General features: G+C 70.9%; 21 protein-coding genes. 13 read left to right on the top strand and 8 right to left on the bottom strand.

Going from position 1 to position 20902, the window contains the following annotated elements; all coding sequences use genetic code 11:
- Nucleotides 1–31: 31 nt before the first annotated feature.
- The 7 genes from ACFYTQ_RS16880 to ACFYTQ_RS16910 all read left to right on the top strand — a co-directional run bounded on the left by ACFYTQ_RS16880 (nt 32) and on the right by ACFYTQ_RS16910 (nt 5831).
- Entirely contained in the window at nt 32–1195 is a 1164-nt protein-coding gene (locus ACFYTQ_RS16880; protein WP_387361593.1) for a glycosyltransferase family 4 protein, read from the top strand.
- A 33-nt stretch (nt 1196–1228) separates the two neighbouring features.
- Entirely contained in the window at nt 1229–1618 is a 390-nt protein-coding gene (locus ACFYTQ_RS16885) for a polyketide cyclase / dehydrase and lipid transport (protein ID WP_387361595.1), read from the top strand.
- Between the two features lie 61 nt (nt 1619–1679).
- A complete protein-coding gene (locus ACFYTQ_RS16890) occupies nt 1680–2117 on the top strand; it encodes an SRPBCC family protein (RefSeq protein WP_387361597.1) in 438 nt (145 codons plus the stop codon).
- Nucleotides 2118–2134: 17 nt separating this feature from the next.
- Nucleotides 2135–3346 (top strand): ArsA family ATPase, encoded by a 1212-nt coding sequence (locus ACFYTQ_RS16895; protein ID WP_387362276.1) that lies wholly within the window; start codon nt 2135–2137, stop codon nt 3344–3346.
- Entirely contained in the window at nt 3343–3915 is a 573-nt protein-coding gene (locus ACFYTQ_RS16900; RefSeq protein WP_387361599.1) for a hypothetical protein, read from the top strand. Before ACFYTQ_RS16895 ends, ACFYTQ_RS16900 begins: the two co-directional genes overlap by 4 nt.
- A complete protein-coding gene (locus tag ACFYTQ_RS16905) occupies nt 3912–4967 on the top strand; it encodes an ROK family protein (RefSeq protein WP_387361601.1) in 1056 nt (351 codons plus the stop codon). The genes ACFYTQ_RS16900 and ACFYTQ_RS16905 overlap by 4 nt, the downstream gene beginning before the upstream one ends.
- Nucleotides 4968–5105: 138 nt before the next feature.
- Nucleotides 5106–5831: a lysophospholipid acyltransferase family protein gene (locus tag ACFYTQ_RS16910; RefSeq protein WP_387362278.1), complete on the top strand. Its 726-nt coding sequence runs from the start codon at nt 5106–5108 to the stop codon at nt 5829–5831.
- An 83-nt stretch (nt 5832–5914) separates the two neighbouring features.
- Here the strand turns inward: ACFYTQ_RS16910 and ACFYTQ_RS16915 are convergent, their stop codons facing one another.
- Nucleotides 5915–6457, bottom strand: coding sequence for a polyadenylate-specific 3'-exoribonuclease AS (locus ACFYTQ_RS16915; RefSeq protein WP_387361603.1), 543 nt, complete (start codon nt 6455–6457; stop codon nt 5915–5917).
- A 102-nt stretch (nt 6458–6559) separates the two neighbouring features.
- On the opposite strand from ACFYTQ_RS16915, the gene ACFYTQ_RS16920 reads away from it, so the two are divergent.
- The 3 genes from ACFYTQ_RS16920 to ACFYTQ_RS16930 all read left to right on the top strand — a co-directional run bounded on the left by ACFYTQ_RS16920 (nt 6560) and on the right by ACFYTQ_RS16930 (nt 8712).
- A complete protein-coding gene (locus ACFYTQ_RS16920; RefSeq protein WP_387361605.1) occupies nt 6560–7945 on the top strand; it encodes a class II 3-deoxy-7-phosphoheptulonate synthase in 1386 nt (461 codons plus the stop codon).
- On the top strand, nt 7942–8256 hold the full coding sequence (locus ACFYTQ_RS16925) for a hypothetical protein (protein ID WP_387361606.1): 315 nt from the start codon (nt 7942–7944) through the stop codon (nt 8254–8256). The genes ACFYTQ_RS16920 and ACFYTQ_RS16925 overlap by 4 nt, the downstream gene beginning before the upstream one ends.
- 117 nt (nt 8257–8373) lie before the next feature.
- The gene (locus ACFYTQ_RS16930) at nt 8374–8712 is read left to right on the top strand and encodes a hypothetical protein (protein ID WP_387361608.1); all 339 of its coding nucleotides are present in this window, start codon (nt 8374–8376) and stop codon (nt 8710–8712) included.
- Here ACFYTQ_RS16930 and pknB read toward each other — a convergent pair.
- Complete coding sequence (gene pknB / locus ACFYTQ_RS16935) at nt 8687–10636, bottom strand: Stk1 family PASTA domain-containing Ser/Thr kinase (protein WP_387362280.1); 1950 nt, start codon at nt 10634–10636, stop codon at nt 8687–8689. The genes ACFYTQ_RS16930 and pknB overlap by 26 nt on opposite strands.
- A 162-nt stretch (nt 10637–10798) precedes the next feature.
- On the opposite strand from pknB, the gene ACFYTQ_RS16940 reads away from it, so the two are divergent.
- A complete protein-coding gene (locus tag ACFYTQ_RS16940) occupies nt 10799–11167 on the top strand; it encodes an Rv2175c family DNA-binding protein (RefSeq protein WP_387361610.1) in 369 nt (122 codons plus the stop codon).
- Between the two features lie 149 nt (nt 11168–11316).
- On the opposite strand, the gene ACFYTQ_RS16945 is transcribed toward ACFYTQ_RS16940, so the two are convergent.
- The 4 genes from ACFYTQ_RS16945 to ACFYTQ_RS16960 form a co-directional block, all read right to left on the bottom strand.
- A complete protein-coding gene (locus ACFYTQ_RS16945; RefSeq protein WP_387361612.1) occupies nt 11317–12252 on the bottom strand; it encodes a phytoene/squalene synthase family protein in 936 nt (311 codons plus the stop codon).
- Nucleotides 12249–13844, bottom strand: a complete 1596-nt coding sequence (locus ACFYTQ_RS16950) for an alpha-(1->6)-mannopyranosyltransferase A (protein ID WP_387361614.1) — start codon at nt 13842–13844, stop codon at nt 12249–12251. Before ACFYTQ_RS16950 ends, ACFYTQ_RS16945 begins: the two co-directional genes overlap by 4 nt.
- A gap of 66 nt (nt 13845–13910) precedes the next feature.
- Nucleotides 13911–15476, bottom strand: a complete 1566-nt coding sequence (gene crtI, locus ACFYTQ_RS16955; RefSeq protein ID WP_387361616.1) for a phytoene desaturase family protein — start codon at nt 15474–15476, stop codon at nt 13911–13913.
- A 19-nt stretch (nt 15477–15495) separates the two neighbouring features.
- The gene (locus ACFYTQ_RS16960; RefSeq protein WP_387361618.1) at nt 15496–16602 is read right to left on the bottom strand and encodes a polyprenyl synthetase family protein; all 1107 of its coding nucleotides are present in this window, start codon (nt 16600–16602) and stop codon (nt 15496–15498) included.
- Nucleotides 16603–16720: 118 nt separating this feature from the next.
- Here ACFYTQ_RS16960 and ACFYTQ_RS16965 point away from each other — a divergent pair, with 118 nt between their 5' ends.
- Together ACFYTQ_RS16965 and ACFYTQ_RS16970 are read left to right on the top strand one after the other, a co-directional pair.
- Nucleotides 16721–17719, top strand: a complete 999-nt coding sequence (locus ACFYTQ_RS16965) for a methylenetetrahydrofolate reductase (RefSeq protein WP_387361620.1) — start codon at nt 16721–16723, stop codon at nt 17717–17719.
- Nucleotides 17720–17823: 104 nt separating this feature from the next.
- Complete coding sequence (locus ACFYTQ_RS16970) at nt 17824–18510, top strand: hypothetical protein (RefSeq protein ID WP_387361622.1); 687 nt, start codon at nt 17824–17826, stop codon at nt 18508–18510.
- 125 nt (nt 18511–18635) lie between these two features.
- Here the strand turns inward: ACFYTQ_RS16970 and ACFYTQ_RS16975 are convergent, their stop codons facing one another.
- Nucleotides 18636–19814 carry a glycosyltransferase family 2 protein gene (locus ACFYTQ_RS16975; protein ID WP_387361624.1) on the bottom strand — a complete coding sequence of 393 codons (1179 nt, stop codon included), beginning with the start codon at nt 19812–19814 and terminating at the stop codon, nt 18636–18638.
- Between the two features lie 368 nt (nt 19815–20182).
- Entirely contained in the window at nt 20183–20899 is a 717-nt protein-coding gene (locus tag ACFYTQ_RS16980; RefSeq protein ID WP_387361626.1) for an LppM family (lipo)protein, read from the bottom strand.
- Between the last annotated feature and the right edge of the window lie 3 nt (nt 20900–20902).

The raw sequence follows: 20902 nt of genomic DNA on the forward strand, positions 1-20902 counted from the left end.
GAACGGGCAGGGCGGCAATAGACTTCGGCGCATGGCGCGCACCCTGCTGGTTACCAATGATTTTCCGCCGCGGCCCGGGGGCATCCAGTCGTATCTGCACGCGTTGGCGGAGCGGATGCCGGGGGACGATTTGGTGGTGTACGCGCCGCGGTGGCGGGGGGACAGCCATCTGCGGTTCGACGCGGAGCAGAAGTTCCAGGTGGTGCGGCACCCGACGACATTGATGCTGCCGACCCCGCTGGTGGCGCGGCGCGCGGCGAAGCTGGTGCGCGACGAGCGGTGCGACACCGTGTGGTTCGGGGCGGCGGCGCCGCTGGCGTTGATGTCGCCGCTGCTGCGGCGGGCGGGGGCCGCGCGGATCGTCGCGAGCACGCACGGGCACGAGGTGGGGTGGTCGATGCTGCCGGGGGCGCGACAGGCGTTGCGCGCCATCGGCAATCACACCGATGTGGTGACCTATGTCAGCAAGTACACCCGGCGGCGGTTCTCGGCGGCGTTCGGGCCGCGCGCGGGACTCGAGTATCTGCCCCCGGGGGTCGATACCGACGTGTTCCGGCCCGATCCGGCGGCGCGCGCGGAACTGCGGGCCCGCTACGGGCTCGGCGAGCGCCCGACCGTGCTGTGCCTGTCGCGGCTGGTGCCGCGCAAGGGACAGGACATGTTGCTCATGGCCATGCTCGAGATCCGCAAGCGGGTCGACGGCGCGGTCCTGGTCATCGCGGGCGGCGGTCCCTACGAGGAGAAGCTGCGCGGCCTGGCCACCGCCCTCGACCTCGACAAGGACGTGGTCTTCACCGGTCGCGTCCCGGCCGCCGAACTGGCCGCCCACCACACCCTCGCCGACGTGTTCGCCATGCCGTGCCGCACCCGCGGCGCGGGCCTGGACGTCGAGGGGCTGGGCATCGTGTTCCTCGAGGCGTCCGCGACGGGAGTTCCGGTGGTGGCGGGCAACTCCGGCGGCGCGCCCGAGACCGTGGTGGAGGGCCGCACCGGCACCGTCGTGGACGGCCGCTCGGTCCCGCAGATCACCGACGCCCTCGTCACCCTGCTCTCGGATCCCGACACCGCCGCGGGCATGGGTGCGACGGGCCGGGAATGGGTGAGCGAGCACTGGCGCTGGGACGTGCTCGCCGCGCGGATGCGCGAACTCCTGGACGGGACTGTGCCATCGAGCCGCGGCCACCGCTCGAGCTAGGCTCTGCGGCATGAGCGTGCGGAAGGCCACATCATGACTTCGATCCAGGTCGCCGATCAGACCTTCGTCGCCGCGCCGGGCGCCGAGGTCGCGCCGGTGCTGGGCGATCGCGACGCCTGGCGGCGCTGGTGGCCCGACCTCACGCTCTCGGTCCGGGAGGACCGCGCCGACAAGGGAATTCGCTGGACCGTCGACGGAGCGCTGACCGGCACGATGGAGGTGTGGCTGGAACCGTGCCTGGACGGAGTGATCATGCACTACTTCCTGCACGCCGAACCGCTTGCCGCCGCGAACCTCTCACCGCGCGCCCTCGTGGCCGCCAACCGTGCCCGCCGCGTGGCCGGGAGGAAGATGTCGTTCGAGGTCAAGGCGCGCCTCGAAGCCGGGCGACCGGCGGGCGTCACCCCCGTGCCCGTGCCCTGACCCCGGCGGAGGTCGCGCCGGAAACCGTTGTCCCGCAGCCGGAAAGGAACCGCCCCCAGTCATGGCCGATCGGACCCAGAGGTCGATCATCGTCGACGCCCCGTCGGATCGGGTGATGGCCGTCATCGCCGATCTGGAGTCGTACCCGGAATGGGTCGCGGCCGCGCGGTCGGTCGAGGTGCTCGACAAATTCCCCGACGGCCGGGCCAAGACCGCGCGGTTCGTGCTCGACGCGGGCGTCGTCAAGGACACCTATGTGCTGTCCTACACCTGGCGGCCCGACGGTAAGGCGGTGAGCTGGCAGCTGGTCAGCGGCGATCTGCAGAAGGCGCAGGACGGCAGCTACGAACTGGTCGACCAGCCCGACGAGACCACCCAGGTGATCTACGAACTCACCGTGGACCTGACGATCCCCATGATCGGCATGTTCAAGCGCAAGGCGGAGAAGGTCATCACCGACACCGCGCTCAAGGAACTCAAGAAACGGGTCGAAGGCTGACGCGTCTGGAGCTGTTCATAGGCAAGGGCGGGGTGGGCAAGACGACCCTGGCCTGTGCGACGGCGATGTCCTACTCCCGGGCGGGGCGCCGCGTGCTGCTCGCGTCGGTGGACCAGGCCCACTCGCTCGGCGACGCGCTCGGTGTCCACTTCCCGCACGAGCCCGGCACCGTCCCCGGAATCGCCACGGTCGCAACGAATCTCGACGTCATCGAGATCGATTCGCTGGCGCTGCTGGAGGATCGGTTCCGCGAGGTCGTGCGCGTCCTCGGCGGCGCGGGACACGAGCACGGCATCGATCTGGCCGCGCTCGACCCGGCCGAGCTGACCGGACTGCCCGGCGTGCAGGAACTGTTGATGCTCACCGAGATCGCCGGATTCGCCGACGGGCGCGGCTGGGACGTCCTCGTCGTGGACTGCCCGCCCTCGGCCGATATGCTGCGCATCGTCACCGCGCCCGAGACCCTGCTGGGCTACCTCGATCGCGTCTGGCCGCCGCACGCCCGCGCGCTCAGCGTCGCCGGACCGGATCTGCGCCGCGCGGTGCTGGCAACCACCGTCGAGCGGATCGTCGGCGCGGTCCGCGCGGTGCGCGATCTGCTGGCCGACCCCGAACGCACCGCTGCGCATCTGGTCACCGCCGCCGAACGCGTCGCGGTCGCCGAATCCGCGCGGGTGCGCTCGGCCGCGGCGCTGCTCGGGCTGCGGCTGCGCGATGTCATGGTGAACAAGGTGCTGCCCGCGGTGCCCGACGGGGACAGCGGACATCCGGCCGTGCGCTGGTATCTCGACCGCCGCGCCGAACAACTGGACGTGCTCGCCGATCTGCGCCGCCGCCTGCCCGACGTGCCGATCGTGGTCGTGCCGCACTCCGGACCCGAACCCGTCGGCTCCGCCGCGCTGGCCGCCCTCGCCGGGCTGGTGGATTCGCGCGGGAACCGGGTAGTACCGGACGCAGACCCTATGCTTGGCGATGCGCCGAGCGTACGGCTGGAATCGGGTTCGGGTCTGCATTCGGTGTACGCCCTGCGGATGCGGCTGCCCGTGGTCGACCCGGCGACGCTGCGACTGGGACGAGTGGAGGACGATTTGATCGTGGGAGCGGACGGGATTCGGCGGCGGCTGCCGCTGGCGCCGGTATTGCGGCGATGCACGGTCGACGGCGCCGAACTCGACGGTGAGCAGCTCGTCGTGCGCTTCCGCCCCGATCCCGAGGTCTGGCCCCGATGACCACCACCGATCAGCACCGGCACGAGGATCAGTTCGCGGAGTTCGCCGAGGAGATGCGGCTGCTCGCCGAGGCCGTGCTGGAACGGGTCGAACCGGTGTTGCGCGCCGCGTCCGCCGAGGGCCGCACCGAATGGGACAGTTGCAGTTGGTGTCCGGTGTGCGCGGTCGCGGCGCTGGTGCGCGGGGAGCATCACGATGTGGTCGCCGCGCTCGCCGAACACGGCACCGCCGTCGTCACCGTGTTGCGCGAGGCGCTGGCCGGGGTGCCGGTCGAGCCGATGATGCCGGATCCGCCTGCGCCGCAGAGTGATTCGCGTGACGATTCGGATTCGCCGGGCCGCGCGACGTCCGGCGAGGCATTCGCCGACGAGGCGTCCGCGGTCGACGCCGGGACGCCGGGCGAGGGCGCGGCGGGTCGCAGGCCGTCGTTCGGCGCGACCCTGTTGGCGGCCTTCGCCGGACGGGCGCAGGCCGCCGCGCGCGGAAACGACTCGCCGACAGGCGAATCCGAGCCGCGAACCGAGGGCCGGTCGGGGTACGTCCCGATTCCCGTGCAGATCAAGCGATGACGACGCGGGTCGGCCGGGAGGCGCCGCTGACGGTCGGAATCGACGTGGGCGGCACCAATATTCGCGCCTCGGTCGTGGACGGGTCGGGCGAGGTGCTCGACACCGTGCAGGCGCCCACGCCGCAGTCCGAGCAGGCGCTCGAGGACGGACTCGAGCGGGCGGTGCGCGAACTGCGCACCCGGCACCGCATCGACGCGGTCGGACTGGCCGTGGCCGGATTCGTCGACGAGACCCGTACCAAGGTGCGCTTCGCCCCGCATCTGCCCTGGGAGGACGCGCCCGTCGCGCATCGCCTGGGCGAGCGGCTGGGACTGCCGGTGATCCTCGAACACGACGCCAACGCCGCGATGTGGGCCGAGTACCGATTCGGCGCGGCCGCCGGGGCGCACAACGGCGTCCTGGTCGCGATCGGCACCGGGATCGGCGCGGCGCTGTTGGTGGGCGGCGAGCTGTACCGCGGAAGTTACGGGGTGGCACCGGAATTGGGCCATCTCCAGGTCGTCCCGAACGGCCGCGCCTGCCCGTGCGGGAAACGCGGCTGCTGGGAAAGGTATTGCAGCGGAACGGCGCTGGCCGATTCGGCGGTCGAGGCGCTGGCCATCGATCCGATGCGCTCGACCATCCTCGCCCGCGAGGCGTTCCGCGATCCGGGTTCGCTGACCGGTCGCCGGGTGGCGGGCGCGGCACAGGACGGCGATCCGGTCGCCCTGCGGGTGCTGGCCGACTTCGCCCGCTGGCTCGGGCTGGGCCTGGCCTTCGTGAGCGATATCTTCGATCCGGATCTGATCGTGATCGCCGGGGGCGTGAGTTCCTCGGCGGCGTTGTTCCTCGACGAGGCGCGCGAGCACTACGCGGCCTCGATCACCGGCGCCCGGCATCGGCCGCTGGCCCGCATCCGGACCACCCAGCTGGGTGAGGCGGCCGGGATGGTCGGCGCGGCGGAACTGGCCCGAGCGGCGTTGGCGCCGGAGCGATCCGACGGCCGCCGCGGCAAGGGGACGGCGAGTCGCCGCACCGGGAGCGGGTCGGCGCGGGCGAGCGCGCGACGGTGAACAATGTGGCCGAGACCTCGTATGCGAAGCCGATGCGCGATTGGTCACGATCCGAGACCGGCGGTAGAGTCGAAACATACGGTGGTGCCCGCGCAACGAGGCCGGTCCCGGGGTTTTGCGCACAGGGGAAAGGACGCGATGTTCTACTGGCTGTTGAAGTTCGTGTTTGTCGGACCATTCATCCATCTGATCAATCGACCGAAGGTCGAAGGGGTGGAGAACATTCCGAGCGACGGGCCAGCCATACTCGCCGGCAATCATTTGTCGTTCACCGACTGGCTGTTCACTCCGTTGCTGAGTCCGCGCCGTATCACCTATCTGGCCAAGGCCGAGTACTTCACCTCCCCCGGGCTGAAGGGTCGGCTGCAGAAGTTCTTCTTCTCCGGCACCGGCCAGTACCCGATCGACCGCAGCGGCGCCTCGGCGGCCGAGGACGCGCTCGAGACCGCGCGCAAGCTGCTGACGGAGGGCCGTCTCGTCGGGCTCTACCCCGAGGGCACGCGCTCGCCCGACGGCCGCCTCTACAAGGGCAAGACGGGCGTCGCCCGGCTGGCGCTCGAGACCGGCGTCCCGGTCATCCCCGTCGCGCTCATCGGCACCTACGACGTCTGCCCGCCCGGCCCGTTCCGCTGGCGTCCGGCCCGCGTCACCGTGAAATTCGGTAAGCCCATCGACTTCTCGCGCTACGAGGGCATGGGCGGCAACCGTTTTGTCGAGCGCGCGGTCACCGACGAGATCATGTACGAGCTCATGCGGATGTCGGGCCAGGAGTACGTCGATGTCTACGCCGCCAGCCTGAAGAAGGCCGTTCCCGCCGGTACCCGTCCCGACGCCGACCGGATCCCGGAGTCGGCCACCGCCTAGGGCCGGTTGGGCCGCCGCCCAGGCCCCAGTTGGCCACCGCCCAGGGATGTCTCGCGGCCCTCATATGCGGGGCCTGCCCCGGCTCAGGACGCCTGCCGCCGGAACGCCTCGATCGCCTCGAACTTGGCGAGGTTGTGGCGGGCGTCGGCGAGCGCGTCGTGGGCGTCGGCCGGTACGGGTGGCAACGGCGGGCGTCCGGACATCTCCCAGTGCTGCCGCAGTTCGTTGGTATAGCGCGGCATCGCCGCGGGCAGGTCCACCATCGATCCCCACAGCTGGCACAGGGCCACGTGGTCGTAGGCACCCACCCACGCCCACAACTCCGGTTCCACACTCACCCGCGGCACGAGGAACCGATACAGCTCGTCCCGAATCCGGCCGCGGCTGCGCCACAGTGGCGACGCGGGCGAGGGCAACTTCGGCAACACGTTGCGCCGCACCCACGGCCCCGCCCGCCCGGCATCGAATTCCGTTGAGACCGCGTAATATTCACGCCCGTCCTCACAGACCACGCCGATCGAGATCAGATCGATCGTCTTGCCGTCCTCGACGAATTCGCAGTCGTAAAAGTATCGAAGCGCGATCGGTCCACTCCTCGTGCGCGGTCGGATCGGTGCGCGGGGCACCGCGGCGGTCGAGGGCGAGCCTACGGACCCGCGACAGCCCCCCGAGACACCGCCCTCGCCTCCGAGTGTCGCGTCATGCGGCGAGGTCATTATTCTGAACTGGTGAACTGGACCGTCGACGTACCGATCGATCGCTTGCCGGAACTGCCTCCGTTGCCCGCCGAGCTGCGTCGGCGTCTGGACGACGCCCTGTCCCGTCCGGCGTTGCAGCAGCCCTCGTGGGACGCCGAGCTGGCGGGGAAGATGCGGACGGTGCTGGAGAGCGTGCCGCCGATCTGTGTGCCCGCCGAGGTGGAGGAGCTGCGGGAGCGGCTGGCCGAGGTGGCGCGGGGGGAGGCGTTCCTGATCCAGGGCGGGGACTGCGCGGAGACCTTCGCCGACAACACCGAACCCCACATCCGCGGCAACATCCGCACGCTGTTGCAGATGGCGGTCGTGCTGACCTACGGCGCGAGCCTGCCGGTGGTGAAGGTGGCCCGGATCGCGGGCCAGTACGCCAAGCCGCGCTCGGCCGACACCGACGCGCTGGGGCTGAAGTCCTACCGCGGCGACATGATCAACTCGATCGTCGCGGATGCCGCTGTGCGCGAACACGATCCGTCGCGGCTGGTCCGCGCCTACGCCAACGCCAGCGCGGCGATGAATCTGGTGCGCGCGCTGACCGGTGCGGGCATGGCCGATCTGCACAAGGTGCACGACTGGAACCGCGACTTCGTCGCCCAGTCCCCGGCCGGGGCCCGCTACGAGCAGATGGCCGAGGAGATCGACCGCGGCCTGCGGTTCATGACCGCCTGCCGGGTGCAGGATCCGAGCCTGCAGGCCGCCAAGATCTACGCCAGTCACGAGGCGCTGGTCCTCGACTACGAGCGGGCCATGCTGCGGCTGTCGGAGAACGCCGCGGGCGATCCGGTGCTCTACGACCTGTCGGCGCACTTCCTGTGGATCGGCGAGCGCACCCGCCAGCTCGACGGCGCGCACATCGCCCTCGCCGAACTGCTGGCCAATCCGATCGGCCTCAAGATCGGCCCGTCCACCACTCCGGAACTCGCGGTCGAGTACGTCGAGCGGCTCGACCCCAACAACGAACCGGGCCGGTTGACCCTCGTCGCGCGCATGGGCAACAACAAGGTTCGCGACGTGCTGCCCCCGATCGTGGAGAAGGTGCAGGCCACCGGCCATCAGGTCATCTGGCAGTGCGACCCCATGCACGGCAACACCCACGAATCCTCCACCGGCTACAAGACCCGCCACTTCGATCGCATCGTCGACGAGGTGCAAGGCTTCTTCGAGGTGCATCACGCGCTGGGCACCCACCCGGGCGGCCTGCACATCGAGCTCACCGGCGAGAACGTCACCGAATGCCTCGGCGGCGCGCAGGACATCTCCGATCTCGACCTGGAGAACCGCTACGAGACCGCGTGCGATCCGCGCCTGAACACCCAGCAGTCGCTGGAACTGGCCTTCCTCGTCGCCGAGATGCTGCGGTGACGGACGCGGAGGTGCACGTCGTCTTCCGTGGCCCCGGACCGTTGCGCGTCGAACCGGCCGACCGCACGATTCTGCGTTTGCTGCGAGATCGCGACCGTGACGGTATGCCGTCGGAGGTGGTGTTGCGCGACGGCAGCCGGTTGCTGATCTTCAATATCTCCTGGGGGTATCACCCCACCGCGTTCTGCGCGCAGGTGACGACGAATATCAGCCCGGCCGTGGGCGGTGCGACCGTCGAGGTGTTCAGCACGGACGCGGTGGTCGCGATCAACGATCCGGAGACGGGCGCCCCGCTGCTCGCGGTCGCGTGACGCTTCGGTTAATTGTTTGCTGAAAAGTTGCTAAGCATGGCCTGCTGAACTAGTTTCGGCTGTGTTCCGTTTTGTCGGGGACGAACGGATTACGCGGGAACGGGTTCAGGAGGCGGGATGAAGAAGACGACCAGGCTCGGGGCAGCGCGGGTGGCCCCCGAGCGCGAGGTGACGCCGCTGGCGTCCTACGAGTTCGAACGCGACGGCGTGCCCGTCTCGGTCGTCATCGAACGGCCGCAGGTCGACGTCGCCGGAATCGCCTGGCGCTGCCGGATACGGGTGTTGCGCGGGCTCGCCCGCACCGAGCAGTCCCAGGTCGTCGGCGGCAGCTCGCAGTCGGTGCTGCAGCAGGCGCTCGACCTCGTCACGTCCCGGTTGGGGATCAGCGAGGCCGAGTTGCTGGCCGGCGCGAACGTGGGCCTCGGGGGAGTCAGAACGGCAGCACCGTCAGCGTGACGGTCGCGCCGGGTTCGACCTGCGACCCGGCGAACGGGGTCTGCACGCGCACGGTGCCGCGGTCGGTACTGAAGACGTTGTTCAACACCACCTTCAAACCCATGCCCTCGAGCTGGGCGCGGGCGGACGCGGCGGTCATCCCGGTCACGTCGGGGATCTCGATCGCGTCGGAGACGATCAGCGCGACGGTCTGACCCGACAGCGCGCTCTGGTTGGCCGCCGGATCGGTGCCGATCACCTGGCCGGACTTGATCTTCGGATCGAATTCGCCGCGGGTGTCGCCCACCACCAGGCCGACCTTCTGCAGGGCCGCGCGGGCCTCGTCCACGGTCTTGCCGCGCACGTCGGGCACCTTGATCGGCTGGGAACCCTTGCTGCGCACCACCTTCACCGAGGCGTTGGTGGGCAGGACCGTGCCGGGGGCCGGATCCAGTTGCGCCACAGAGCCTTTGGGGGCGGTGTCGGCGATCTCGCCGCCGTCGACGGGCCGCAGTCCGGCGTCGCGGATGGCCTGTTCGACGGTTTTGACGTCCTGTCCCGGCTGGAACTGCGGCACCTGCGGTTTGCCGCTGGAGATCAGGATCGCGACCGTCGAACCCTTCAGCGCGCGGGTGCCCGCCGCCGGATCGGTGCCGACCACGCCCCCGACGGGAATGATGTCGGAGGCGCGGTTGCGGACCGTGGTGGCGAATCCGGCGTCCTGCAACGCCGTGGTGGCCTTGGCGGTGTCCAGGCCCGCGATGGGCGGCACCGCCGAATAGCGCGCGAAGCCGAGCCACCAGCCGCCGATGCCGAGGAGCAGGGCCAGCGCGACCACGATGCCGGTCCAGATGAGCACGCGCACACGGGAATTGCCGCGCCTGTCGCCGTAGCCGGTGCGCGGCGGCGGGGGCGGGGGTTCGGCGAGGGCGGTGTGCCCGCCGGTGACCGGCAGGTGCTGGTGGGCGGTCATCATCCGGGTGGGCTGCGGTGCGGGCGGGCGCTGTTCGGGGATCTTCACGGTCGCGTCGTCGGGCACCGGGCGCGGGGCGGGGGCCGGGGCGGCGACGACGCGATGGCGGGCCGACTGGTGTTCGGCCGACTCCTTCGGCGCGGGCACGCGATAGTCGGGCAGCCGCAGGGCGGTGGCGATGCGGCGCAGTTCGGCGGCCATCTCGTCGGCGTCGGCGAAGCGGTGCGCGGGTTCGCGCGCGGTGGCGCGGGCGACCAGCTCGTCGAACTCCGGCGGCACCCCGGCGATGAAGCGGCTCGGGGCGGGGACATCCTTCTCGACCCGCTGATAGGCGATGGACAGCGAGTTGTCGCCGGTGAAAGGTGTTCTGCCGGTGAGCATTTCGAAGATCAGGACGCCGAAGGAGTAGACGTCGCTGCGCTCGTCGGCGGTGCCGTCGGTGACCTGTTCGGGGGACAGGTAGTGGGCGGTGCCGAGAATCACGCTCGCCGAGGTCATATTCGAGCCCGCGACGGCGCGGACCAGGCCGAAGTCGGCGATCTTGACCTCGCCGGAATCGGAGATGAGCACGTTCTCGGGTTTGATGTCGCGATGGATCAGCCCGGCCCGGTGCGCCACGCCGATCGCCTTCAGCACCGGTTCGGCGACCGCGCGCACCGCGTGCGGGGGCATCGGGCCGCGTTCGCGCAGCAGCTCGCGCAGGGTGCCGCCCTCGACCAGTTCCATGATCAGGAACGGGTATTCGCCGTCGATGCCCTGGTCGTAGACCGCGACCAGCGACGGGTGTTTGAGTTTGGCGACCGAGCGGGCCTCGAATTCGAATCGGGTCAGAAATTGCGGATCTCCCGCGAATTTCGGATCCATCACCTTGATGGCGACCGGCCGGTCCAGCCGGGTGTCCACCCCCCGAAACACCATCGACATGCCGCCACGCGCGATCGGTGCGTCGATGCGGTAGCGCCCGTCGAGCATCTGGCCGATCAACTGATGTCCTCCGACTTTCACAAAGCTCTCACCTCTCGCTTCGGCCGCGACAAGCGAACGCCGTCCCGGTGACGGCTCACCCGATGGTATAGGCGGATACGGCCAGGGTGTCTCACGACGGGCCCGGCGCCACCTACTACCGTTGTCGGGGTGAGCGCATTTCCATGCAGCGACGATGTTCTTCCGGAATCGGTGACCCTGCTGCCGCTACCGGACGTGGCCGACCAACTCGGCATCCCGGTGACCAAGGTCCATCAGATGCTGCGCGACCACCAGATCCTCGCGGTCCGCCGCCAGGGCATCCCCGGCATCCCCACGGAGTTCTTCGACCCCACCGGCGCCGTCGCCAAACACCTCACCGGCCTGATCACCGTCATGCGCGACGCCAAATACACCGACGAGGAAATCCTCGAGTGGATCTACACCCCTGACGACACCCTCCCCGGCCGCCCCATCGACGCCATCCACGGCCCCTTGGCCCGCGAGGTCCTCCGCCGCGCGGCCGCGGACCCGTTCTGACCCCTCGCTTCGCTCGGGGACATGGGAGGAGCTCGGGACAGGGGAGAAGCTTAGGCCCCGGGAGGAAGCCCGGCGAAGCCCCTACCTGTTCCCCGTTGTCACGGCCCCCAGGCCGGGACAACGGGGATCGACCGCCGCGGGACGAAGCCCTACTTGTTCCCCGTCGTCACGGCCCCCAGGCCGGGACGACGGGGATCGCCCCCAGCGAATTCCCTTGCGGCGACCCATAGTCGGCGGTGGTTGGGGACGACGGCTCGGTGGGTGAAGACGGTGTAGTCGGAGCGTTCGATCTCGTCGAGGATTTCGGCGTAGAGGGCGGCCGCGGTGCGGATGGCGGGGCGGACTCGGGGGTGGAGGAGGTCGATGCCGGGGAGGGCGGCGCGGTAGAGGTCGCGGGTGAGGGCGATGAAGTGGGACAGGGCGCGGCGGACTCGGGGGTCGGTGCGGCCGGTGCGGCGGCAGTGGGTGAGGAGGGCGGGGTCGACGCCGAAGGCGGTCCAGTCGTCGGCGGGGAGGTAGACGCGGTCGCGGTCGAGGTCTTCGGCGATGTCGCGGAGGAAGTTGGTGAGCTGGAAGGCCTCCCCGAGGGCGGCGGCGGGGGGTTCGGCCTCGGCGAGGGGGACGGTCGTGCCCAGGACGGGGAGGAGTTGCAGGCCGATGGCGGCGGCCGAGCCGCGCATGTACACGCGGAGGTCGGCCATGGTGGGGTAGCGGTCGCGGAACAGCGGGGAACCGGGGACGTCCATGCGCATCGAATCGAGGAACACGCGAAAGTGACCGCGCGCGATGCCGTACCGCAGGATCGTGTCCGTCACCGCGAACAGCACGGGCTCACCCGGATCGCCGGGATCGCCCGCGTCGAGCCGGTCCAGCAACCGCCGCTCGATCCGATCCAGTTGCGCCGCAGCGTCTTTCGCGCCGCCGTCGACGATGTCGTCCACCTCGCGGGCGAAGGCGTACAGCGCGTGCACGGCCCGCCGCCGATCGGGGGACAGCAGCCGGGCCGCCAGGAAGTAGGTGCGCCCATGCGCGGCCGCGATCCGCTCGCAGTGCCGATAGGCCGCGAGCGCACCGGTTTCGGTCACCGCCCGGATTTCTCGGCCCGCAGCCGCAGCGGGTCCACGGTGCGCAGCGACAGCGCCGCCACCACCGCGACGAACGTGGCCGCCGCGACGTGCCAGAAGTTGTAGAGCCCGATCGACCCGTCCGGCTGGAACACCAGCATCAGCCACGTACACAACCCGACCAGCACCATGAGCGTCGGCGTGGACAGCGCGAAACCCGCCGCCAGCGCCAGCGGCCACGAGTAGTACCAGGGCAGCGCCGCGGGCGAGAGGATCACGATCGCCACGAACGCGATGAGGATGCCCAGCACCGCCTGCCGCTCGGTGTGCTTGAACCGCCACCACGTCCACGCCAGGATCGCCACCAGCGCCACCGCGCACAGCATCCGGGTGATCGGCAGCACCGTCTCGAACCGCAACGGCGACAGCCACGTCACCACGTACCCCAGCACGGTCGGCAGCGACAGCCAGTTGATGATCTTCTTCGAGCCCGACAGCGCGGTCAGCCAGCCGATGCCCACCCCCGCGGTCGCCGAGGCCACCGCGAACACGACGGCGAACACCGCCACCCCGAGCCCGCCGATCTTCACGAACGTCCGGATCGGATGCGGTAGCGGACCCTCGTTCTCGGCGGCCCGCCGCTCGCGTTCGTGAATCATCCAGATCCACACCAGGAACGGCAGCGCCACGCCCGCGGTCGCCTTGATGGCCACGCCGATCGCGATCACCACGATCCCGGCCACGTGCCGATGCTCGAGCACCAGCGCGATCCCCGCCGCCATCAGCCCGACCATCAGCATCTCGTTGTGCACGCCGCCGATGAGATGGATCAGCACCAGCGGGTTGAGCACCGCCAGCCACAGCGCGACCGTCGGCTTACCGCCGAGGTGTTTGGTCAGGTGCGGGATCGCCCACATCATCAGCGCCAGGCCCGGCAGCATGACCAGCCGCATGGCGATCGTCCCGGCCACCACGTTGTCGCGGGTGACCATCGTGATCGCGCGGCCCAGCAGCAGGAAGATCGGCCCGTAGGGCGCGGTGGTGTCGAGCCAGACCCGGCTCACGTTGTCCAGCAGCACGCCCGAATGCAACCCCTGCACCGGACTGACCCGATAGGGGTCGTAGCCGTCGCGCAGCAGCGAGCCCTGCGCCAGATACGAGTAGACGTCCTGGCTGAACATCGGCACCGCGAACAACAGCGGGAAGATCCAGATGCCCACGATCGCCCGCAACTCGTTGAGCGTCACGGTGCCCGCGTGCCCGCCGGTGCCGATCGTGATGCGCCCCAAGCGGACCCATGCCACGATCATCGCCAGCACGCCCAGCCACACCACGATGGTCGCCAGCGCGTACCCGTGCCCGAACCGCAACCACGACAGGTGCACCTGTTCCAGCAGCGGGTCGTTACGCCGGACCGCGCCCGCGCCGAGCCCGCCGAAGGTGATGCCCAGCGCGCCCCAGAAACCGAGCAGCGCGGCGTGTCCCTCGGGACTGCGCAGGAAGTCCCCGGTGCGCGTCCACCAGGTGGGGGTGTGGGCCATCGGCGTGGCGCCGAGCGACTCGGGGGTCACCATCGGGGCCGCGGTGGCGGTATCCGTCTCGGGGGTCGGCATAGGTCGTCGTTTTCCCCCCGGACAGTCGGTGCGGTCGAAACCGCGGTTGGTAGGTCGCCGGACAGTTTAGTAGTCCGCCGAGGACATCAGCGCGCCGGTTCGCCCGGGGAGCGTTCCGGTGGGCCGCGGGTCGCCCGTGATGCGCTGGGCGGCCAGCTTTCCCGACAGCAGCGTAGTCGGTACACCGACTCCCGGCGTGGTGCCACAACCCGCCAGGACGACATTGGTGGCGGTGCGCGGCAGATTGCGGGTGCGGAAGGGGCCGGTCTGGCGGAACAGGTGCGCCGCCGAGAACGGTGTCCCCGCCATCATGCCCCGGTCCCGCCAGGTGTGCGGCGTGTCGAGGTGGTCGACGGCGAAATGGTCGGCGATGCCCCGATATCCGCGCGCCTCGAGCGTCGCCAGCAGCTCGCGCAGATAGGCCGGGCCGAGCCGATCCCAATCCAGCGGCGCCGCATCGAGATTCGGGCACGGCGCCAGCACCGACAGCGGTTCGTACGCGCCGGTGGCCCGCTCGATCAGCAGGCCGGGATCGGTGAGCGCGGGGCGGGTGAGCAGCAGCGACGGATCGCTCATGAGCCGCCCGTGCCGGATCATCTCGGTGAACGTGCGATCCCACGCCGCGCCGAAGTCGATGGTGTGGTGCGCGGACCCCGGCCAGGCGGCGGCCACGTCGGCGGGAATCGTGCCGTGCGCCACGACCGCCGACGGCGAGGCGCGTAGGCGGCGCGGCGCGAGGCCGAAGCGCGCGAGCGAGCCGAGGTCGGCGGTGAGGACCACCGCGTCGCAGTCGAAGCTCCGCCCGTCCGCGCAGCGCACCCGCCGCGCCCGGCCGTCGGCGTAGTCGATGCCCGCCGCCTCGGCGCCCAGTTCCAGTCGCCCGCCCGCGGCGACGAGGGCGCGGGCCAGCGCGGCCGTGACGGACCGCATCCCGCCCTCGGGGAAGTACACCCCCAGCGTGGTGTCCATGTGCGCGATCGACCCGTACACCGACAGCGCCTCGGCCGGGGCGAGCCCGGCGAACAGCGCCTGGAACGAGTAGAGCCGGGCCAGCCGCGGATCGGCGAGGACGCGGTGCACGCGCGGGCCGAGGCGGCCGAACGCGCCCAGCCGCACCAGTTCCGCGAGGGCCGCGCGTTTGTCCGGCAGGCGGACCAGATCCAGGGGTGAGTCGAAGTTGGTGTCCATGAAGTGCGGGTAGGCGGCCGAATAGAGGCGCGCGAGCCAATCCCGCAGCGCCGCATGACGATTCACCTCCGCTGCCCCGCACGCGCGGGCCACTTCCGCGGCCATCCGGTCGGCCTCGGCGAACACCTCGATATGCGACCCGTCGGCGAAGCGGGCGTGGTAGGCCGGCGCGAGCCGGTGGATGCGCAGCCCCGCGGCATGCGTGCCGGACCCGACCGCGGCCAGCGCCTCGTCCACCAGGTTCGGCAGCGTGAGAATCGTCGCGCCGCAATCGATCTCGTAGTCCGGGCCGCGATAGAACCCGACCCGCCCGCCCGGATGATCGGCCCGCTCCAGCACGGTGACGGCCCGGCCCGCACCGGTCAGATACAGCGCGGCCGACAGCCCGGCGAGTCCGGCCCCGACGACGATCACCTGATCCGTCGGTCCCGCAACGGATTTCATCTGTTCGCGGACTCCCGGATCAGGAGACGCGCTTGGTCGCCGACACCGCCATGGCGTGCAGGCGGCGCTTGGCCTCGGGGGTGGCCGAACTGCGCTCGAGCGCGTCCAGGCCGCGATCGGTGAGATCCTCGATCCGGCGTTCCACCTCGTCGACCGCGCCGAGATCGGTGATCATCGCGCGCAGGCCCGTCACCTCCTCGGCGGTCAGCTCGGTTCCGAGGCAGTCGCGCAGCAGTTTGGCCGCGGTCGGGTCGGTGGCGTCGGCGCGGCGCAGCGCCTCGGCGATCAGGACCGTGCGCTTGCCCTCGCGCAGGTCGTCGCCGGAGGGTTTGCCGGTGACCTCGGGATCGCCGAACACGCCCAGCAGGTCGTCGCGCAGCTGGAAGGCGATGCCGATGTCGGTGCCGAACTCGCGATAGGCGGCGATCAGCCCGGCATCGGCGTCGGCCAGCGCCGCGCCCAGGTGCAGCGGCCGTTCGATGGTGTAGGCGGCGGTCTTGTAGCGGTTGATCCGCAGCGCGGCCGCCACCGAATCGTCCGCGCCCGCCTCACCGTGGATGTCGAGCAGCTGCCCGCCCAGCACCTCGGTGCGCATGGCCGCCCACACCGGGGCGAGGCGGGCGAAGGCCGCCGGATCGAGCCCGGCCGCGGCGATCATGTCGTCGGCCCAGGCCAGCGCGAGATCACCGACGAGGATGCCGACGCTGATGCCGAAATGCGCCGGGTCGCCGCCCCATTCGCGGTCGCGGTGGCGACGCTCGAAATCGACGTGCACGGTGGGGAATCCGCGCCGGGTGCGGGAGGAGTCGATGATGTCGTCGTGGATGAGCGCGCACGCCTGCACCAGCTCGAGCGCGGCGCACGCGCGCAGCACGGCCGGGGCGGCGGGTCCGCTCGGGTCGCCGCCCGCGCCGAGCCAGCCCGTCCACGCGAAGGCGGGCCGGGTGCGTTTTCCGCCGCGCAGCACGAAGTCGCGCAGCGAATCGGCGGCGGTCACGAACACCGGGCCGAGTTCGTCGACGAACTCGTGCCGGGAGTCGAAGAATTCGACCAGGGTCTGCTGGACGGCGGCGATGAGCGCCGACTTGTCGGTCGATGCCGGACGTGTCGAAGTACCAGCGGACATCGGAACCTCCCATGGTGACTCGACGCGTCGATCGTGAACACAGCGCTGGGTGGAACGATACTGCCCGGGCGTACCCCGACATCTCGGGGGCGTCGGACCCGCCGACTACACTGGGCCGGTGAGTTCTGACATTGTACGGGGACGATCGACCCCTGGCCGACCTTCCCGGACACCTCGGGTCTCCGGAACTCCATCCGTCGTCGGCGCGTTGCGGAGCCGTCCGGACGGCGTGATCCCCTTCTCGGTCGAGTTCAATCCGCCGCGCGACGCCGCCGCCGAGGCCCGATTGTGGCGGGCGGCACGCGAATTCGAGCGCATGCATCCGGCGTTCGTGTCGATGACCTACGGGGCGGGCGGTTCGACCCGCGACCGCACCGCGCGGGTGACCGGTCAGCTGGCCCGCGACACCACGCTGCTGACGGTCGCGCATCTGACCGCGGTCGGGCACAGCGTGGCCGAACTGCGCTCGATCGTGGGCGCCTACGCCGACTCCGGCATTCGCAATCTGCTGGTGCTGCGCGGCGATCCGCCCGGCGATCCGCTGGGGGAGTGGCAGCGGCATCCCGAGGGCCTCGAGTACGCCGAGGAACTGGTGCGGATGGTGTGCGAACTCGGCGACTTCCACGTCGGGGTGGCCTCGTTCCCGCAGGGGCATCATCGCTCGCCGGATCTCGACCACGACACCCGCTATCTGTGCGCGAAACTGCGTGCGGGCGCGGAGTATTCGATCACGCAGATGTTCTTCGACGTGGATCACTATCTGCGGCTGCGCGACCGGGTGATCGAATGCGACCCGGTCGAGGGCGAGAAGCCGATCATCCCCGAGCTCATGCCGATCACCTCGCTGCGCACGGTGCAGCGGGCCGAGGAGCTGTCCGGGCGGCCGTTGCCCGCGCCCCTGATGGCGCGGCTGGAGAAGGCGGCGGGCAACGATCCCGAGCGCAATCGCGACGCGGTGCGGTCGGTGGGGATCGAGATCGCCACCGAGATCGGGGCGCGGTTGATCGCGGAGGGGGCGCCGTGCCTGCACTTCATCACGCTGAACTTCGCCAAGGCGACGAGCGAGGTGCTCACCAATCTCGGGTACACGGTGTCGGCCGCGCCGGTGAGCGCCTGATTTCGCGCGCTCACCCCGGCGTTTCGCGGGCGTGGCGCGGGCTCGTGGCGGTACCGTCGCCTGGTCCGTGACGTCGAGGAATCCGCTCGCGAAGGAGTACGCCGGTGTCCGTGCCGCATTCGTTCGCCCGTCTCGCCGCGACCGTGGCCGCGGCAGTGCTCTCCGCCGGTGTCTGGGCCGGGTCCGCCGCCGCCGACACCCCCGATCCCGCCGCCGCCATCGCGCGCGCCGAGCGGGCCGCGACCTCCGTGGACGCGCTCACCAGCTACGACCAGGCCGTCGAGGCGCTGCGTCGGCTGGGCGTGCAGCCGTTCCTGTGGCCGTCGGTCTCGCCGAACTGCGGTGCGACGCCCGCGGTGGCCGGTGCCGTGCCCGGCCCGTGGCCGCAGAACGTCCTCGCCGTCCCCGGGCTGGATCTGGCCGGGGTGAAGGCGGGGCAGACCCTGTTCGCGTTCGTCCCGATGGGTCTGGCCCCCGACGGACCCGACACCTCCGGTATGCAGGTGGCCTGGTTCAACACCGCGACCGGTCGCGGCGGCATGGCCCCCATGGGCCCGCTGTCCGGCCTGGTCGACATCCTCGTCCCCCCGCAGATCCCCGAACCCGCCCGCGGCATGGCCGAATCCGTCGTCCACGACTTCCTGGCCCGCATGCTGCCCGCGGGCGGCGTCCGCGTGGTGCCGGTCGACACCGGTTCCGGCACCGTCCTGTCCCTGATGTTCGGCACGGTCCGCGACGGCGCCCAGACCTGCTTCTTCCTGCCGACGGTCGGCATCACCACCGTGCCCTGACCCGAAACCCGTTGCGCCGCAAGCGTAAACGGGGTCGCTCTCGCTGGTCGGCTCGCGGATCCCTTGCGCCGCGGCTCATCCCGGGCGATTCGACCACGAGACGCCGGTGCTGGATGTGCTCGGGTTCATCCCGCGCGGGCGGCGATGGGGCGGCCCTTCCAGGTCAGTTCGCCCGCGTGGTGGAGGCGGTGGGAGCGGATCGACAGGCGGAGGTAGGCGGCGATGGAGAGGGGATGGGCCAGGGCGGCAAGGAGATCCGCGGGGGTGGGGGTGCCGCCGGATTCGAGGGAGCGCGCCAGGATTCGGCCGCCGACGGCGGTCGCGTAGCCGAGGACGCCGAGGCGGCGGACCGTGCCGTGACCGAGGACGGCGGCCAGGGGCGGGAGCCAGTAGCCCAGCGCGGCGGCCGCGCCGACGGCCGCGCTGCCGCCGGGAGATCCGTAGGCCGACCACAGCCAGCGGCTGTAGCCCGCGTCGAGATCGGTTGCGCTGCGGTACATCCGGGTGCTCGCGACGCGTCCCGCGCCGACCAGGGCGGTGCGTTTCCCGGCGCGGCGCAGGGCGCGGGCCAGGGCCAGATCCTCGGTGACGTCCGCGGCGACGGCCGCGTGCCCGCCCACCGCGCGATACGCCTTGGCGTCGAAGACCAGGAACTGCCCGCAGGACACGGCCGTCGTGGGGCGCAGGCTGTGATTGGTCAGCCGCACCGGCAGGGTCGTCGCCCACGACCAGCACAGCAGCGGCTGCACCAGCGCCTCGGCCAGCGATTCGGCCCGCTGATACGGCCACGGGACGACCAGCGCCGCGCCCGACCGCCGCAACTCGCCGACGGCGGCCGCGATCGCGCCCGGACCCAGGCGCACATCGGCGTCCAGGAAGATCAGCACCCCGGCGGGCGGCTCGGAACCGGTTGTCACCCCGGCGATCTCGGCCAGCCGGGCGCACGCCGCGGTCTTGCCTGTCCAGCCGGCGCGCGGCGCGGTCTCGATGGTGACGATCGTGAACCGCTCGTCCCCGTCGACCGCCGCCACCGCGGCCTGATACGTCCCGTCGGTGGAATCGTCGTCGAGGATCAGCACCCGCATCCGCGAAAGCCCGCGCTGGGCGCGCAGATCCGCGATCAGGGCGGGCAGCCGATCGGCCTCGTCCCGGGCGGGCACGCACACGGTCACGGGCTCGATGACCGAGGTGGCCACCGCCCCCAACTGCCGCACGGTCGCCCGATTGAACGCGGCCAGCACACCCCCCGCCCCGGACAACCCCGCGGCGGCGGCTACCACACCCCGAGCCGTGACCGTATCCATGTGAAGTCCAGCCTCCCACACCCGCTTCCCGCTGTCGCCTCCGACGCTACCCGGACCGGCCCCCCGAGCGCGCGGACGATAGACGCGGAACCCCAACTCCCGGCCCTGAGGCTCAGGCGTTCTCGCGCATCCAGGGCATAACCCTCACTCGCGGCGTCTGGTCCCGTCGCACGATAGGCGCGGAACCAGCGACTCGCAGCGTTGGGGCTCGGGCGGTCTCGCGCAGCCAGGGCCGTGTTCGGGTCCCGTCGCACGATAGGCGCGGAACCCGCCACTCGCGGCGCTGGCTCAGACGTTCTCGCGCAGCCAGGGCCGTGTTCGGGTCCCGTCGCACGATAGGCGCGGGACCCGCCACTCGTTGCGCTGGCTCAGGCGTTCTCGCGCATCCAGGGTGGGGCGGGGTTGCGGTTCATGTAGGCCAGGACGGCTACCAGGGCGGCGACGGCGAGGGTGATGCCGCCGACGATTCCGGCCCAGCCCGCGAAGGAGCGGGTGTTGGGGTCGGCGTAGCTGACCTCGGCGCGGACGGTGCTCACATCGCCCGGGGGGAGTTTCCAGGAGACGATGGAATCGCCCTCGCGGTTGCCGTTGGTGGTGGCGACGCGGGAGGGGAAGGCGACGGTGAACTGGACGTCCGACCCTTGCGGCGGAAGGGTTTTCAGGTCCACCCGCCCGGTGAGCGTGACGCGGTCTCCGGTGCGGACGAACTGGAGGTTGAACATCCCCTGCGTCTGATCCGACAGGCCGCTCAGCTGCTGCACCTCGCCGAAGGTGAGGTCGTCGAAGTACACCTGACTGCCCACGTACCCGTCCTGCGAATACGGCTCCACCCGCACCTTGCTCGCCAGGGTCTCCGGCGCCTTCAGCACCGGCCCCTTGTCCTTGTCGTTGACCGGAACGGCCGCGGCCACGATCCGCCCCGACACCCGATCGTTGGACGAGACCCCCATCGAGACCTGCACACGCAGGCACCCGGCCAGCAACGGCAGCAGCAACGCCGCCAGAAAGACGATGGACCAGCCGCGATGGCGGGACCGGCGGGCGCGTCTCGCACCGGCGGTCGAGGGTGTCGGACTCGGTTGCACGGC

The organism is Nocardia sp. NPDC004068, from assembly GCF_042874315.1.
In the GTDB taxonomy this organism is placed as follows: Bacteria; Actinomycetota; Actinomycetes; order Mycobacteriales; family Mycobacteriaceae; genus Nocardia.

Coding starts and splice junctions, on each gene's coding strand:
- ACFYTQ_RS16880 (WP_387361593.1), top strand. CDS start 32: ATGGCGCGCACCCTGCTGGTTACCAATGATTTTCCGCCGCGGCCCGGG.
- pknB (WP_387362280.1), bottom strand. CDS start 10,636: ATGCTCGACGGGCGCTACCGCATCGACGCACCGATCGCGCGTGGCGGC.
- ACFYTQ_RS16960 (WP_387361618.1), bottom strand. CDS start 16,602: ATGTCCGCTGGTACTTCGACACGTCCGGCATCGACCGACAAGTCGGCG.
- ACFYTQ_RS16950 (WP_387361614.1), bottom strand. CDS start 13,844: ATGCCGACCCCCGAGACGGATACCGCCACCGCGGCCCCGATGGTGACC.
- ACFYTQ_RS16890 (WP_387361597.1), top strand. CDS start 1,680: ATGGCCGATCGGACCCAGAGGTCGATCATCGTCGACGCCCCGTCGGAT.
- ACFYTQ_RS16930 (WP_387361608.1), top strand. CDS start 8,374: ATGAAGAAGACGACCAGGCTCGGGGCAGCGCGGGTGGCCCCCGAGCGC.
- ACFYTQ_RS16910 (WP_387362278.1), top strand. CDS start 5,106: ATGTTCTACTGGCTGTTGAAGTTCGTGTTTGTCGGACCATTCATCCAT.
- ACFYTQ_RS16900 (WP_387361599.1), top strand. CDS start 3,343: ATGACCACCACCGATCAGCACCGGCACGAGGATCAGTTCGCGGAGTTC.
- ACFYTQ_RS16905 (WP_387361601.1), top strand. CDS start 3,912: ATGACGACGCGGGTCGGCCGGGAGGCGCCGCTGACGGTCGGAATCGAC.
- ACFYTQ_RS16975 (WP_387361624.1), bottom strand. CDS start 19,814: ATGGATACGGTCACGGCTCGGGGTGTGGTAGCCGCCGCCGCGGGGTTG.
- crtI (WP_387361616.1), bottom strand. CDS start 15,476: ATGAAATCCGTTGCGGGACCGACGGATCAGGTGATCGTCGTCGGGGCC.
- ACFYTQ_RS16885 (WP_387361595.1), top strand. CDS start 1,229: ATGACTTCGATCCAGGTCGCCGATCAGACCTTCGTCGCCGCGCCGGGC.